Here is a 13,690-nt window from a genome sequence, read left to right on the forward strand (position 1 = left end):
GACGGGTGCCGGTATCAAACGCAACCGCCTTGTCCTTGATCCCGGCATGGGGTTTTTTCTGGGGGCTGCTCCCGAAACCTCGCTCTCGGTGCTGGCGCGGTTCGATGAATTGCGGCTGCGCTTCGATGATGTGTGCTTAAAAAACAGGAGGGTTTAACTTGGTAAACTATACATACTCATTAGGAGTTTACCATGAGCAAGAAACAGAAGACTTACACCGCAGAATTTAAAGCTGAAGCCATAAAAGCCATTGAAGAGAACCAAGGTAATGTATCGGAATCCGCTAGACAACTTGGCATTTCAATGCAAACCCTTTCGAACTGGAATAACAAAGCAAAGGCTGGAACTTTAGCAGGCACAAAACAGTATTCGCCCGATCTAAACGCCTTACTCGAAGAAAATAAGAAGCTTAAACAACAGCTCAAAACAGCTGAAATGGAACGTGAATTTTTAAAAAAGGCAGCAGCGTACTTTGCCAAAGAAAGTCAGTGAGGTACGCCTATATGAAATCGCAAAGCCACTTATTTCCGATTATTTTAATGGCTCGATTACTTCGTGTATCCGTTTCTCGCTTTTATGATTGGCTAAAGCGAGGCATGAGTAAAAGATCAATTCAGCGAAATCAGCAGACAATTTTGGTCAAAATAGCCCATGAAGAAACCAAACAAAGCTATGGCTATGTTCGATTAACCAAGCATTTACAAGCGCAAGGTATCAAAATAAGTACGTATGCTGTGCGCCAAATAAAAAAATCAAATCAGTTGTATTGTAAGCGCCATAAGCGTTTCAAAAGAACCACGAACAGTGATCACAACCGTTCTATTTATGACAATTTACTCAAGCAACAGTTTTCAATGACGAAGCCTAATCTTGCGTGGTCGAGTGACATTACCTACATTTGGACGGCTGAGGGCTGGTTGTACTTGGCAGCTGTCAAAGATCTTTACACGAAACAGGTTGTTGGCTATAGCTTAAATGAGCGCATGACAGCCAAGCTTGTTTGTGATGCATTGAATATGGCTATTCGCAATCAGAAACCTGCTAAAGATCTCATTGTACATTCAGATAGAGGCAGCCAATATTGCAGTAATGAATATCGAAACTTACTTGAGAAATTTGATTTTCAGGGTTCAATGAGCAAAAAAGGCGACTGCTTTGATAATGCACCGATAGAGAGTTTCTGGGGCATACTCAAAAATGAACTAGTCCATCATCGCAACTACAAAACAAGGGAAGAAGCCAAAGCGGATATTACAAAATATATAGAGTTATTTTATAATCAGCGAAGAATTCAAAAAGGCTTGGATTTTAAGACACCAAATCAAATGGCAGAAGACTTTTATCGGTTAGCTGCCTAGAATCTCCCAAGTGAAAGTCTCCTGCTAATTCAGCACACATCACTGTTGATAAATTTTCTAAACAAAAAGGATCAAACTAATCTATAAGCTTTGTGGGTTAGAAAAAAAATAACTCACTTTGCATTGATCATATTTAAATTCTTGTTTTATCCATAGCACTAACCTATTAATTTTAAAAAATAATAGGTACTGGCTAAATAGCAAATCGATACATATCTTTTTCATAGAGGAAATATGATTTTAGTAAGTTCTTGTCTGGCTGGCTTAAAGGTACGTTATAACGGGACGCATAGCTTAAACGAAAAAATCGAAAAATTAGTCAAAGATGGAAAAGCTACTATGGTATGTCCAGAGATTCTTGGCGGTTTATCAACACCACGCGAACCTGCCGAGATTTCGGGAGGTAATGGCGATGATGTCTTAGATGGAAAAGCCTGTGTAATTGAAAAATCAGGAAAGGATGTGACTTCAATCTATATTGAAGGGGCATATAGAACTTTAAAAAAAGTTCAATTATTAAAAGCTACTCTGGTAGTGCTTAAAGAAAATAGCCCTTCATGTGGTAGTTCAATGATTTACGATGGTCAATTTAATGGGAATAAGATCTATGGCAATGGAGTTATCTCCGCTTTGCTTAAACGTCATAATATAAAAGTCATTTCAGAAGAAACTTTTTGGCAACTTTTACCCTAGTTCCTCCGCTTTTATTTAAAATCTTCATGCAACTCCAACCACGCCCCCCTTTGCAATATCAAGTCTCTTCGGTATTTAGAGATATAGTGAGGTAATAATCTAAGAAGCATATCCATTACTTCCACATCAGTTAAAAAGTAGTGGTTCAATTTTATGCTGTAATTCTTTAACAATTTTAGCAAGCTGATCATGTAAAACTAACCAACATTGCTCATGACCTTGCCCAATATATTCATCTATTATGAGTTGCAAAATGTCTTGATCTATCTGACTTAAGAATTCTAAAAACCATGTCGCAGCAACATCCTTGGCAACTATTGTTTTATGATCTAATGTATAAGCTATACGGCATAGCGCTAAAATTTGATTACATTCATCCTGATCGTCTTTCCAATGAGCAATAATTTGTGGATAAGTTTTTTGCATGGCAAATATTAATTGTTCATAGCTAATTGGATTTAACCAATCGCAAATATCAGGTCCAAAGATAGTAATGTTATGTAATTGGGCAGTTTTAAGTAAAATACTAATATCTGGATCAGATTGACTATAAAGTAATTCACCTTTGAGTAATTCTTCTCTCAACCACTCGCCATATTGTAGCTGATATGTATATGGATGATTTTTATTGGTAATACTCCCTTTTTCTAATATCGTAATTTCTAAGGCACGCGCTGTAGCATGACCAATCGGAACAGATATATTTAGAAAATTCTGCGCTAATTGTTTTCTTTCCTGATCGGTAATTTCACGTTCAATAATAACTAAAATATCAAGATCACTTTTATGTTTTAAACCACCATCAACATACGAACCATATAAATAAATAGCATAAAGCTTATCTTTAAAATTTTTTTGTAAAAGCTGTTTTACACTTTCAACTTGGCGACACTCTTCATCATTTAAGCTTTGCATATGATTTTTAATTTAAAAAAATAAGTAATGAATTCATAGAGCATTATACAGAATAAGTGTAAATAATTTAATCAATTAGTAAATAACATACTATTTTTACAATATATTTACTTTCAATATAGAGTTTAATACATAAAACTCTATCAATCAAAAAAAGCTTGAAACAACATCTGAATAGTAAGAGTCATTTCCTCCTCACTTAGAGATGGATCCGGAAATTTGAACAACTCCTATAAGTGATACTCTGCTCCTCAAATGATGTTATAAACATCAATATATGGAGTATTTTATGGCACGTAGACCAAGAAGAAATCATTCAAACGACTTTAAGGCTAAGGTAGCACTTGCTGCGATCAAAGCAGAAAAAACACTTGCTGAATTGAGTTCTGAGTTTGATGTTCATCAAAACCAAATTATTGACTGGAAAAATCAATTGATCTCAGCTTCCTCACAAGCTTTCGATCAATCAAAAGCTCCATCAGAACCTCCCATTGATCTTAAAAAGTTACATGCAAAAATCGGTGAGCAGGCATTAGAAATTGATTTTTTAGAAGGTGTGTTGAAGAAACTGGGCCGCTTCAACCACAAAAGTTAATCGATCACTCACTTCAGATTTCAGTATCTAAACAAGCTAAGTTACTGAAAGTCTCTCGTGGTTGTTATTATTATCGCCCAAAACCTGTTAGCTCATCAGATCTGAAGCTGATGCGATGTATTGATGAATTACATATGCAATATCCTTTTGCAGGCAGTCGTATGATGCGTGATTTGTTGAATCGTCAAGGGCATCATATAGGACGACGTCATACACGTACTTTAATGAAGAAAATGGGTATTCAGGCGTTATATTGCAAACCAAATTTAAGCCAGGCTAATCAAGCTCACCGTAAATATCCATATCTGCTCAAAGGATTGGCTATTCAGCGCAGTAATCAAGTGTGGTCTACTGATATAACGTATATCCCTATGGCAAAAGGCTTTGTTTATTTATGTGCTGTGATTGATTGGCATAGCCGCAAGGTACTTGCGCATAGGGTATCGATTAGTATGGAGGTGGATTTTTGTATTTCGGCTTTAAATGAAGCGATTGAAAAATATGGATCACCTGAAATATTGAATACAGACCAAGGCAGTCAGTTCACCAGTGATGCATTTATTGATGTATTGAAATCAAATGGCATTCAAATCAGTATGGATGGTAAAGGTCGATGGGTAGATAATGTGATGGTTGAACGATTATGGCGGAGCGTTAAATATGAAGAGGTGTATCTCAAAGCTTATAGCAGTGTCACAGATGCGAAAAAGCAATTGAGTGCATATTTTGAGTTTTATAATCTGAAACGACCTCATTCGAGTCTAGACAAAATGACACCAAATGAGTTTTACTATGATCAGCTACCCCAACAAAACAAGGTGGCTTAACTAGAGCGGAATATCACTTATAAATACGCTTTTAGTTGTTCAAACAAGTGGAACCACCTCTGTTTGTAATGATATTTTATAAAATTCAATATTAGATCTGCAGAGAAAAACTTATCAAACTAAGTATTGGCTAGTCTTTTTCTTCGAAAAACTTATCAAACGAAGTATTAAGTTAATCTTTTTCTTCAACTTCTTCCTTAAACTCAAACAAATCATTCATCGTACAGTTAAAGTACTTACACAACTTATCGGCGACTGGTAATTCAATACGTACAGCACGGTCATAATACATACTTGTGAGCGTGTTGCGATTGATACCTGTTGCATGCACCACTTCACTTAATTTTAAAATTTTTCTATCGCCCATGAGGCTAGATAACTTACAAGTAATCATATTTAAATTAATTTACAAAAAATAACTTGCTGTGGGTTATTTGAAGTTGTTGACTGAGTAATACTTTGCTAAAATTAACCTACAGCAGGTTATTACAACTTATAGAAAGTATATTTTATCCATTTCAACTAAATTATAACTTTTTAAATATAAGGATTGAACCTGCATTAGATTATTTTGTGGAGATGACCGCCGTGTTACCAAATGAGTTATTGATCAGCCAGCAAGCTCGTGACTTAGGAAATCAATTAATTAAAGAAATGAACATCAATAGAAGTTATGGAATGGCTAATTTTCTTGGAGTAAATACTTGCTATGATAATCATCAGGCTGTACTTATTTGGACATTTCAACTGCTTGAAAGGGAACCTGCCTTAAATGAATTAGCAGAAATTAAAAAATATTTTCTTTTAATCTTTCCAGATAGTGTTTATCAATTAGCCTAAGTTGTTTTTAAAATTAATTTATTAAATAAAAAGCACTAAATCAAAGAAAGCTTTATTTAAAAATACCTATTAATTCAAAAACATACCATTTACTGAATATATGAAGCATAGGTTCCTGCTCTATCACTCACTCGTACTAAAATTACATCGCTCTTTTTACTGATACTAAACAATTTATGTCCACGCCACGTTCTGCGGCTTCGAGGGCTAGTTTTTGTTGAACCACTGAGAACAAGGACAACAAACTGCCTACTATATTTTCCCGGAGAGTGGTGTAGGAACTTTTTCATTATTGCTAATCATATCAGCGACAACATCAGCAACGAGCTCCTCTATTCCTGAGAATGCTTTAGACTGATCCGCATCAAGCCAAGACAATGATGGAAACTCAGCACATCATTCGTTTAAGACCTATTTTAATGACGGCACTGGTCGCAAGTTTAGGTTTTATTCCAATGGCGTTAAACACTGGAATTGGTGCAGAAGTACAACGACCACTAGCAACAGTTGTTATCGGCGGTATTGTATCTTCTACAATTTTAACTTTGTTTGTATTGCCTATTTTATATCAATGGGCGCATGGCTCTGAGAGTAGCAAACAGCAATCCGACGAAATTTAAAATCAAAAAAAGCAGCTTAATTACTAGGTTATGCCTAATTAAGCTGCTTTTAATATTGTATGCCCAACATTTTATTGATAAAGCTTACTGCGCTTCATCCCGACAATTTTCATTTAAAAACTCAAACTCTATCGTTGTATGCGATAAATGATAGGAAGATAATTTAGCTGCAACTTCTTGTTTAAGCCTAATTAATTCTTTAACGTCAAAGTTGTCACTCAGCTCAAGGTGCGCTGTTAAAACGTGACTTTCACCATCTAGTGACCAAAAGTGCATGTGGTGGATACCATTAACTTCAGGAAATTCCATTAGTGATAGTTTAATACGCTTTTGAGTCTCTTTATCGGGTGCAGCTTGAAGAAATAAAACGAGTGTTGATTTCAGGTTTTTGAAAACATTAAACAAGATGAACAGCGTGAACCCTATTGATAAAAGGGGATCTAATATCGGCAGTTCAGCGAACAACAGTACGATAGAGACTATAAGAACGGCAACCCATCCAAGTACATCTTCAAGAAGGTGCCATGTCAGCACTTTCTCATTTAATGTTTCACCCGCTTTTAATTTTAATACAGCATATCCGTTAACGGCAACGCCGAGTATCGCTAGCCCTAACATCCCCTCGACTACAGGCATTTCAGGATTGGACAGCTTTGGAATTGCTTCAAATAAAATCCAAATTGAGCCAATGATTAAAACAATACTGTTTATCAATGCGCCAAAGAGAGTAAGTCTACGATAACCATAACTAAACTTATCTGATGCTTCTTTATCTGAAAAACGACTTAAAATCCACGCAAAACCTATTGAAAGACTATCACCAAGATCGTGAACTGCATCTGCCATTATCGCCGTACTGTTAGTGAGCCAACCACCTATAAATTCGATAATAGTGAATGTCACATTAAGGAAAAATGCCCAACCAATACGGTCATCTTTACCATGTTGATGACTATGATTATGGTTGTGCATTTTGTACCTCTAGTACTTTTCTATTTCTTAGTTTTGATACATTCATATTAATCAAGTGACGTATCAAGCGTTGATATATCCAGCGTTTGAACCCCGACAAGTTAGTCCCTTTTTCGAGATAGAACTCATCAGGGGAATCATAAAGCCCAAAGTCATCATGAATACCTTCTTTTTGAATATAGGTATTTTCTCCACGCCAATCTGTATCTGGTGATGAAAAGCACTTTGTTGCAACACCATAACCACAAAAATCATCTTTTACTTGGTCAAATTTCTCCTGTAGAGAGCTTAAGTATTGCTCATCCAATATAAAGCCCTCTAAGTTTATCCAACGCCCTTCAAAGTAAACTTCTACCCAACTATGAATGATGTATTTAGGTGCTAACCAAAATACATAGCTTGGGATAGCACCTTTTTGTAGTTGCTGGTCTATGGTAAACCCATGAAATCGGCATTGAATGCCTAGTCCACGCAATAGTGCCATTAACAGATTACCCTTAGTATTACATTGTCCATAACCATCTGCTAGCACATCGCTTGCTGCAATATCATCGCTTTCATTATAACCAAAGAAAATCTCATCTTTTACAAACTGATAAGCGGCACCAATTTTGTTGAAGTTATCCAAGTTTTTCCACCTACGTTGATCGATCAAGGATTGGATATCTTTGTGTTCAAAATTAACGATATTCGTATTGTTTAAATATTTCTCAGTCATTTTTTATATATCCTTTTCGTTGCATACTTATACTATAGACTCTATAGTAACTATAGAGTCAAATGTCTGGGGGAAATTGATGAAAATAGGCGAATTGTCAAAAAAATCGGGCTGTTCAATACAAACGATTAGATATTATGAAAGAGAAGGATTACTGTTAAATCCAAATCGTTCAGAAGGTAATTTCAGGCTGTATGATAGCAAAGCACTTAAACAATTGGAATTCGTAAAGCATTGTCGCAGCCTAGATATATCACTCAATGATATTAAACGTCTTATCGAATTAAAAAATAAGCCAGAAGAAAGCTGCTCTAGCGTTAATGCATTAATTGATCAGCAACTTGCACTAGTGAATAAACGCATGAAAGAATTAAGGGCGCTTAAAGCTGAATTACAACAAATGGCTAGTGCTTGTGGTTCGAACAACCCAACATACTCATTATATTCTGCTGACCATGTAACACGGCAAGTATATTGTTTACTATCCATTTGAAACCCCATAATGTTTTAAGTCTATGTATAAAAGTACGATTTTCACTTAGCAGTACTTAAATAATCACCCCACCACTGCATCATTTCAGTCCGCTGGGCTAAATAGTCAGCGTGATTATAGCTGGCACGGGTACGGTTCTTATCAATATGTGAAAGTTGTGCCTCAATCCAGTTATCCTGGAACAAACCTGAGTCATTCAAAATGGTACTAAAAGTGGAACGTAGTCCATGAGAGGATAATTGATGTTTTCCATAGCCCATCTTACGTATAGCCATATTTAATGTATTAAAATGAATCGGTTGATTATGTTTCCGTGGGCTAGCAAAAATGTACTTTTCACCGTATGACCATTGCATGACGTCTTTTAAAATATCTAAAGCCTGATCTGAAAGTGGAACTAAGAAGTCGGGAATCTCATGGCCTAATATGACTTTTCGTCGAAACTGTTTAATATGCAAGGCAGGTATTTTCCAGACTTTTTCATTTAAATCAAAATGATGAGGCTCAGCCAATAACAATTCAGCCCCTCGCACGCCAGTATGTAATTTGAACAGCAGTGCTTTTTTAATAATCGGATGGGCATCCAATTTTTGTAATTTATACTTAAAATCAGATATATCCTCCGCTTTCAAATACGGATAATTTTTCTTGATTTTACTGTTAATGGCGATTTTATTTAAACCATGCGCGATGTTGAATTCACAATAACCCATCGCTACAGCGTAGTCATAAATTTGGTTCAAATAACTACAAGCTTTCTTGACAGGTTCTTTTACTTGGCGTCCCTCTATTTTTTTGATTACTGAAACCAGGTCATAACGCTTGATGTTTTGAAAAGGTAGATCCTGAAGGTCTGGATAAATATCTTGCTGTAAGCATCTTTCTGCTAACTGTAGTACACCACAGCGGGGTAGATCGTTGAAGGCATTTTTCAGTTTGAACTGTAACCACTCCTCCCCGACCTTACCAAAGGTGATGACATTAGAGGCAGTATCTTGTTCAAAACAGAAATCATTGTCTTTAAAGTCATCTCTGACTTGTCGTGCCTTTTTCAGCGATAAATCAGGATAACGACCTAACTGAATGCGTCGACGTTTTTTAGTTTGTGGATCTGTATAGCGATAGCACCAAGATTTTCTTCCACTCGGCTCAATCTTCAGGCTAAGCCCATCTTCATCGGATAAAAAACTGGTTTTTTCCTTACAATGAGCTTGGCGAACTTTAATTTCAGTAAGACTCATGGAATTTAAATGAAACCTAACAATGGGTTGATTGGATCAATTATATCAAAATAGAACGCTTTATGTATGATGCGTACACTACGCATCATATAGATTTGTAAAGTATTGTTTTATAAATTTATTATTCAATATACTTTAATTTTAGTAACCAGTAGGAGTACCACTTCTTTTTTAGTTCTCAAATATCACGTTTTTTTTGACGCAATGATTCTATCTCGGACTTCGTCAGCTGTTTTACGAGAGATGAGGATATACTTTACCTCCCACTCTGTGAGCCTTTCAACGTCTCACGGCTCTATTTAATGTTATTGAATAATCAATGGATACCAGTAAAGCCTTTTAGGTCTGCTATTGTTTCTAATACAATAGTCTCCACGATCAAGGATTGGACTCAATGCATATTCCAGCATAAACCTACCACCTATTCCTATTCGCACCCTACCACTCATTCCTATTCCAAATCGGCCACTTAGGGTTTATTCAGTAATAGAATTTAAAGGCTTTATTGCCCAAACCTATATTCTTAAAAGCTTATTCAGCAATATAATTCTTAGATAAATTGCATATTCTTATCGTAAAGGACACTGATTCTTCTTTCATTTGGACAGTTACTATGAATTCACTTCCGTCCTAATAATCTGCCCCAAAAGCTTTTTGGCTTCCGATTCGGATCGGCTTTGTTGCACAAATACCTAAGAATATGATTTTATTAAATTTATTCTTAGGTTGAAATTTTCACAAACCTTTAAAAATCAGTGCCTTGCAAAATGTTTATGCAACAAAGCCTATTTAAATCGGCAACTTGAACATATTGATAAGTTAATAAATAATCACATAGATCAAGATCCAACATTGAAACAGGATTTGAAATTACTGCAAACTATTCCTTCAATCGGTGAACGATCAGGCTTATTACTGTTGGGGTTATTTCATTCGCACAAGTTTGAAAAAGCAAGTCAAGCTGCTGCATATGTAGGTTTGGTTCCAGTACATCAGTTGTCTGGCAGTTCAGTCAACAAGCAAAGTCACTTATCAAAAGCAGGTGACAGTAAAATACGCTCAGTATTGTATATGTCGGCATTAACAGCGATTAAATATAATCCACACATTGAAGCTTTATATCAACGATTATTAAGCCAGGGTAAAAATAAAATGTGTGCTTTAGGTGCTGCAATGCGCAAGCTTATACATCTGTGTTATGGCGTTTTAAAACATCAGACTGCCTATCGAAGAGATTATTTAGTGGTCGAATAATCTCAAAACCTGATTGACTACCAAGACGGTATCTCAGGTCCCGAATTTATCAGTCACGAATTTGTGCGCTGGGCTACTGAGCACGGTATTCGTATTGAATATATTCAACCGGGTAAGCCACAGCAGAATGCGTATATTGAACACTATAATCGGACCATACGTTATAGTTGGCTGAGCAAGCATTTATTTGATACTTTGGATGAAGTACAAGATTATGCAACAAACTGGTTGTGGCATTACAACCATGAAAGACCACATCAAGCTAACAAAGGAAAGCCACCTCTAATGGCTGCTTAACCTCTACTTTTAACTTCGGTTATTTATTGAAGGATTACCTTAAAAACTATTAATGTAGCTCCATTTTAAATAAAGAACCGCTTTTTTATTCAAAATAGGGTAGGAACGACTTTAACTAAATCAGTAAGGAATACTTAATGAAATATATCTAATCTCACCTATATTGTTATATGAAATATATATTGTAAATGGAATATCTTCAATTTTCCATTTTTGGCTTCTAACCACGCCATCATCATTCTTAATAAATAATGGCACTCCTAATATATTTTCAATTTCAGCTTTATTCATTGAAAATTTTAAATTAAATGGCAGTTCTTGTTTATATTGAGAAAAGCCTTCCACACCATCATTATAAAAAAATATAGTCGTTAAGTATATTTTTTCACCAGTTATGGGTTTGTCCTCCTGATTTAAATAAAAAGACTCATCAGTAAATATAAAACCCAATCCCTCATCATATTTACTAATATAAAAATTATACTCATCCAATAAATCACCATCTTCATCATAAATTGGTAATTTAATTTCCTCTTGACTTTTCACAAATTGATTTTTAACAAAAAAATCAACTAATTTTTCATCAATATTTGACTTACCCAACAGTGATATTAAATGATCAATAAACTTATTTGTCATTCTTTCTCGCCTCCTCATCCATAATATTTTTCAAAAATTTATCATAATCAGCATTATTTTTACAGCTCAATGTAGTACATGCTTCTTGCAACTTTGTAACGTACTCAGGCGTTAATTTTTTTGCATTATCTATCATTGCCTCAGAATCCCTAATTTGTGCTGCTTGTAAATCATTTGCATCATTTTCAATGAGTCCTTTATTATTTTTTCCTGCATAGGTTGGACCTGCGGCATGCACCTCATTTGGTACAGTTACACTCATTCCTTCATTAATAATACGATTTTTCTCTGCTTGAGTTAAGGGCGCTTCCTTTAAGTCTTCAGCTCTCTTTAATAATGCAGCTTTAGACGGCTGATGATCTCTAGCCACGGTTCCATCTCCAGTGACTTTCTTTTGATTTCCATAATTATCAACCCATCCCACATCAAGAGATTGCTTTTGATTTATTTCAATATCAGCATCTTTCCCCTTAGTGACACCTTTACCTACTCCAGCACCTACAACTCCAGCCACAGCATTAATTAAATATTCTGCACCTTGTTTATTTTTTTCAATTTCATTTGCAAATTTCAATTCATCTAATTTATTTTCAGATGTTGAGGCTTCAATTTCTTTAACTTTCTCTGAATTAGTCCAATTATTAATCGTATTTGAATTGGTAACATGAGCGGCGGCAGTTAATGATGTCGCCAGCGCATCAAATCCTTGAGCTATTTCAGCTCCTACCGCACTATCTAAAGCTAAAGATTTTCCTGTCTCAATTGCTAAACGGACTGGGCCTGAAATCATTAGTCCTACCGCAAGTTGAACAGTACCTAAATCAACTCCAGTATCTTCACTAATCTGCTTTATATTATTTCCTAAATCAGCAATATTGCTTAATATCGTCATACCAACTGTGGTTTGGGTCGTAACTTTTGTCTCAATGTCAGTTCCTTTCGCATAAATTACTTCTTGTTCATTTACGCCTATTTTAGGTTGTTTAAAAATCGTTTCTAAACCAACACCAGATTGAGCTAATGTATCTAGTTGACTCTGAATTTCACTAAACTCTTTTGCTGCATAGAAAAAATCTAATTTAGAAAATAAAGCTTCAACTTCTTTTGGCTCTATCCCTCGTTTGAGCAATTCACTTGCAACTTTGTCACCAACTACACCCGTTTCTTTATATTCACTTGGTAAATTGTAAAGCCTTGCCTGAATATTATTTAGTGTTTGTAAAGCCTTATCTTTATACTCACCCGCTGGTAAGGCTTGTGCTAAATTTTCTGCACTTTGACGGAAATTCTCTGGCAAATCCTTCTGTTCTTGAATAATCTCCTGTCGTCCAGCTTCTGTCAGTAATCGATGATCAATCGTTACTGAACCATCCAGCATACCTGTGGTCTGATCACGAGTAATTTCTTGGGTATTGTTGATATCACGGTTGGTGGTATCTTTCACATTCGTCACAGTACCTTGACCTAAGGTTGCCTTGGTCAGTTGTTCTGTTTCTTGCCCGCTGCTATTGATACCAATGGTCGTTGAACCTTTTGGAGCTGTAGAAGCTTCTTTAGTTCCCTTTTGTGGAATACCAATACTGGTCGATACATTAATTTCAAAAATTAAAATCCTTTAACGTCTTTCCTTTTTCATCCAATAATTTATATACAAAATCAGGTTCAATTTTTAAAAATAACTCAATAACATCATGAATTTTCCAACCATGTATTTCTGGATGATCAATGATTGAAATTAAATGTTCTTTTAAAAATGGAATATATTCTTTGAAGTCCTCATCGATTATTAAACCAAATAAAGAATCTATTCCAAAAGGTTGAGTATTAGCAAGCTCTATTATTTTGACAATATATGGAAACAATTTTTTTCTTGTTAAGGTACCTAGACCATGGTCAGATTTATCAGCCCAATAACGAATAAATGCTCTAAGAACATGTTGCAATGTATCATCATAACCATTTAGCCTATGATCAATAAAACCATTTAATTTATTGTTTTCAAATAATGCAGTTAAAGCATTAAAACCATAATCATCTCCCCAAAATGTCAACAATTTAGCAGCTTGGAATACAATATAGTCATCCGAATTTGTTAATAATTCTCTTAACTGTTCTATACGGCTAACTGAAATATCTTCAGCATCTAAGTCCTCTGCTATATCTGTATAATTGACACTATCAGGAATCTCATTTAATAAGTCTATAATCTTCTGTTCCAACTCTATACT

The 13,690-nt window shown here is 35.3% G+C and carries 13 protein-coding genes and 6 pseudogenes; 9 read left to right on the plus strand and 10 right to left on the minus strand.

Going from position 1 to position 13,690, the window contains the following annotated elements; translation table 11 throughout:
- From FTU35_RS08260 to FTU35_RS08270, 3 genes and pseudogenes are all read left to right on the plus strand, one after another.
- Window positions 1-127: pseudogene (locus FTU35_RS08260) on the plus strand (sulfonamide-resistant dihydropteroate synthase Sul2); the annotation flags it as partial.
- Between the two features lie 65 nt (window positions 128-192).
- A protein-coding gene (locus tag FTU35_RS08265; protein WP_119285041.1) for an IS3 family transposase occupies window positions 193-1,358 on the plus strand; the annotation gives its coding sequence in 2 pieces (ribosomal slippage) (window positions 193-451 and window positions 451-1,358; 1,167 coding nt in all).
- Window positions 1,359-1,592: 234 nt separating this feature from the next.
- Window positions 1,593-2,051: a DUF523 domain-containing protein gene (locus tag FTU35_RS08270; protein WP_180064678.1), complete on the plus strand. Its 459-nt coding sequence runs from the start codon at window positions 1,593-1,595 to the stop codon at window positions 2,049-2,051.
- A gap of 126 nt (window positions 2,052-2,177) precedes the next feature.
- Here FTU35_RS08270 and FTU35_RS08275 read toward each other — a convergent pair whose 3' ends face one another.
- Window positions 2,178-2,966 carry an aminoglycoside adenylyltransferase domain-containing protein gene (locus FTU35_RS08275; RefSeq protein ID WP_038350081.1) on the minus strand — a complete coding sequence of 263 codons (789 nt, stop codon included), beginning with the start codon at window positions 2,964-2,966 and terminating at the stop codon, window positions 2,178-2,180.
- A 277-nt stretch (window positions 2,967-3,243) separates the two neighbouring features.
- On the opposite strand from FTU35_RS08275, the gene FTU35_RS08280 reads away from it, so the two are divergent.
- A protein-coding gene (locus FTU35_RS08280) for an IS3-like element ISAba14 family transposase (RefSeq protein WP_099046175.1) occupies window positions 3,244-4,388 on the plus strand; the annotation gives its coding sequence in 2 pieces (ribosomal slippage) (window positions 3,244-3,508 and window positions 3,508-4,388; 1,146 coding nt in all).
- Window positions 4,389-4,560: 172 nt separating this feature from the next.
- On the opposite strand, the gene FTU35_RS08285 is transcribed toward FTU35_RS08280, so the two are convergent.
- A complete protein-coding gene (locus tag FTU35_RS08285) occupies window positions 4,561-4,782 on the minus strand; it encodes a helix-turn-helix transcriptional regulator (RefSeq protein WP_004658364.1) in 222 nt (73 codons plus the stop codon).
- Between the two features lie 194 nt (window positions 4,783-4,976).
- Between FTU35_RS08285 and FTU35_RS08290 the strand changes: the two genes are divergently transcribed.
- Window positions 4,977-5,228, plus strand: a complete 252-nt coding sequence (locus FTU35_RS08290) for a hypothetical protein (RefSeq protein ID WP_004658363.1) — start codon at window positions 4,977-4,979, stop codon at window positions 5,226-5,228.
- Window positions 5,229-5,480: 252 nt separating this feature from the next.
- Here the strand turns inward: FTU35_RS08290 and FTU35_RS08295 are convergent.
- Window positions 5,481-5,624, minus strand: a pseudogene (locus tag FTU35_RS08295) (antitoxin HicB); the annotation flags it as partial.
- On the opposite strand from FTU35_RS08295, the pseudogene FTU35_RS08300 reads away from it, so the two are divergent.
- Window positions 5,624-5,848, plus strand: a pseudogene (locus FTU35_RS08300) (efflux RND transporter permease subunit); the annotation flags it as partial. The pseudogenes FTU35_RS08295 and FTU35_RS08300 overlap by 1 nt on opposite strands.
- A gap of 84 nt (window positions 5,849-5,932) precedes the next feature.
- On the opposite strand, the gene FTU35_RS08305 reads toward FTU35_RS08300, so the two are convergent.
- Both FTU35_RS08305 and FTU35_RS08310 read right to left on the minus strand, forming a co-directional pair.
- The gene (locus FTU35_RS08305) at window positions 5,933-6,820 is read right to left on the minus strand and encodes a cation diffusion facilitator family transporter (RefSeq protein ID WP_127800877.1); all 888 of its coding nucleotides are present in this window, start codon (window positions 6,818-6,820) and stop codon (window positions 5,933-5,935) included.
- A complete protein-coding gene (locus tag FTU35_RS08310; RefSeq protein WP_005245162.1) occupies window positions 6,807-7,538 on the minus strand; it encodes a transglutaminase family protein in 732 nt (243 codons plus the stop codon). The genes FTU35_RS08305 and FTU35_RS08310 overlap by 14 nt, the downstream gene beginning before the upstream one ends.
- A gap of 79 nt (window positions 7,539-7,617) precedes the next feature.
- Here FTU35_RS08310 and FTU35_RS08315 point away from each other — a divergent pair, with 79 nt between their 5' ends.
- Window positions 7,618-8,031, plus strand: coding sequence for a Cd(II)/Pb(II)-responsive transcriptional regulator (locus tag FTU35_RS08315; protein WP_005245163.1), 414 nt, complete (start codon window positions 7,618-7,620; stop codon window positions 8,029-8,031).
- A 41-nt stretch (window positions 8,032-8,072) separates the two neighbouring features.
- Here FTU35_RS08315 and FTU35_RS08320 read toward each other — a convergent pair whose 3' ends face one another.
- Together FTU35_RS08320 and FTU35_RS13530 are read right to left on the minus strand one after the other, a co-directional pair.
- Window positions 8,073-9,272 carry an integrase arm-type DNA-binding domain-containing protein gene (locus FTU35_RS08320; RefSeq protein WP_005245164.1) on the minus strand — a complete coding sequence of 400 codons (1,200 nt, stop codon included), beginning with the start codon at window positions 9,270-9,272 and terminating at the stop codon, window positions 8,073-8,075.
- A 185-nt stretch (window positions 9,273-9,457) separates the two neighbouring features.
- Window positions 9,458-9,559, minus strand: a pseudogene (locus tag FTU35_RS13530) (recombinase); the annotation flags it as partial.
- Window positions 9,560-10,049: 490 nt separating this feature from the next.
- On the opposite strand from FTU35_RS13530, the pseudogene FTU35_RS08325 reads away from it, so the two are divergent.
- Window positions 10,050-10,526: pseudogene (locus FTU35_RS08325) on the plus strand (transposase); the annotation flags it as partial.
- A gap of 33 nt (window positions 10,527-10,559) precedes the next feature.
- A pseudogene (locus FTU35_RS08330) lies at window positions 10,560-10,823 on the plus strand (integrase core domain-containing protein); the annotation flags it as partial.
- 120 nt (window positions 10,824-10,943) lie between these two features.
- On the opposite strand, the gene FTU35_RS08335 reads toward FTU35_RS08330, so the two are convergent.
- The 3 genes from FTU35_RS08335 to FTU35_RS08345 all read right to left on the minus strand — a co-directional run bounded on the left by FTU35_RS08335 (window position 10,944) and on the right by FTU35_RS08345 (window position 13,681).
- Window positions 10,944-11,462: a hypothetical protein gene (locus FTU35_RS08335; RefSeq protein ID WP_154320120.1), complete on the minus strand. Its 519-nt coding sequence runs from the start codon at window positions 11,460-11,462 to the stop codon at window positions 10,944-10,946.
- The gene (locus tag FTU35_RS08340; protein WP_257224104.1) at window positions 11,452-12,906 is read right to left on the minus strand and encodes a hypothetical protein; all 1,455 of its coding nucleotides are present in this window, start codon (window positions 12,904-12,906) and stop codon (window positions 11,452-11,454) included. The genes FTU35_RS08335 and FTU35_RS08340 overlap by 11 nt, the downstream gene beginning before the upstream one ends.
- A gap of 154 nt (window positions 12,907-13,060) precedes the next feature.
- Window positions 13,061-13,681, minus strand: a complete 621-nt coding sequence (locus FTU35_RS08345) for a hypothetical protein (RefSeq protein WP_154320123.1) — start codon at window positions 13,679-13,681, stop codon at window positions 13,061-13,063.
- Window positions 13,682-13,690: the final 9 nt, after the last annotated feature.

Origin of the sequence: Acinetobacter sp. YH12095 (assembly GCF_013419245.1) — a bacterium.
Classification (GTDB): Bacteria; Pseudomonadota; Gammaproteobacteria; order Pseudomonadales; family Moraxellaceae; genus Acinetobacter; species Acinetobacter towneri.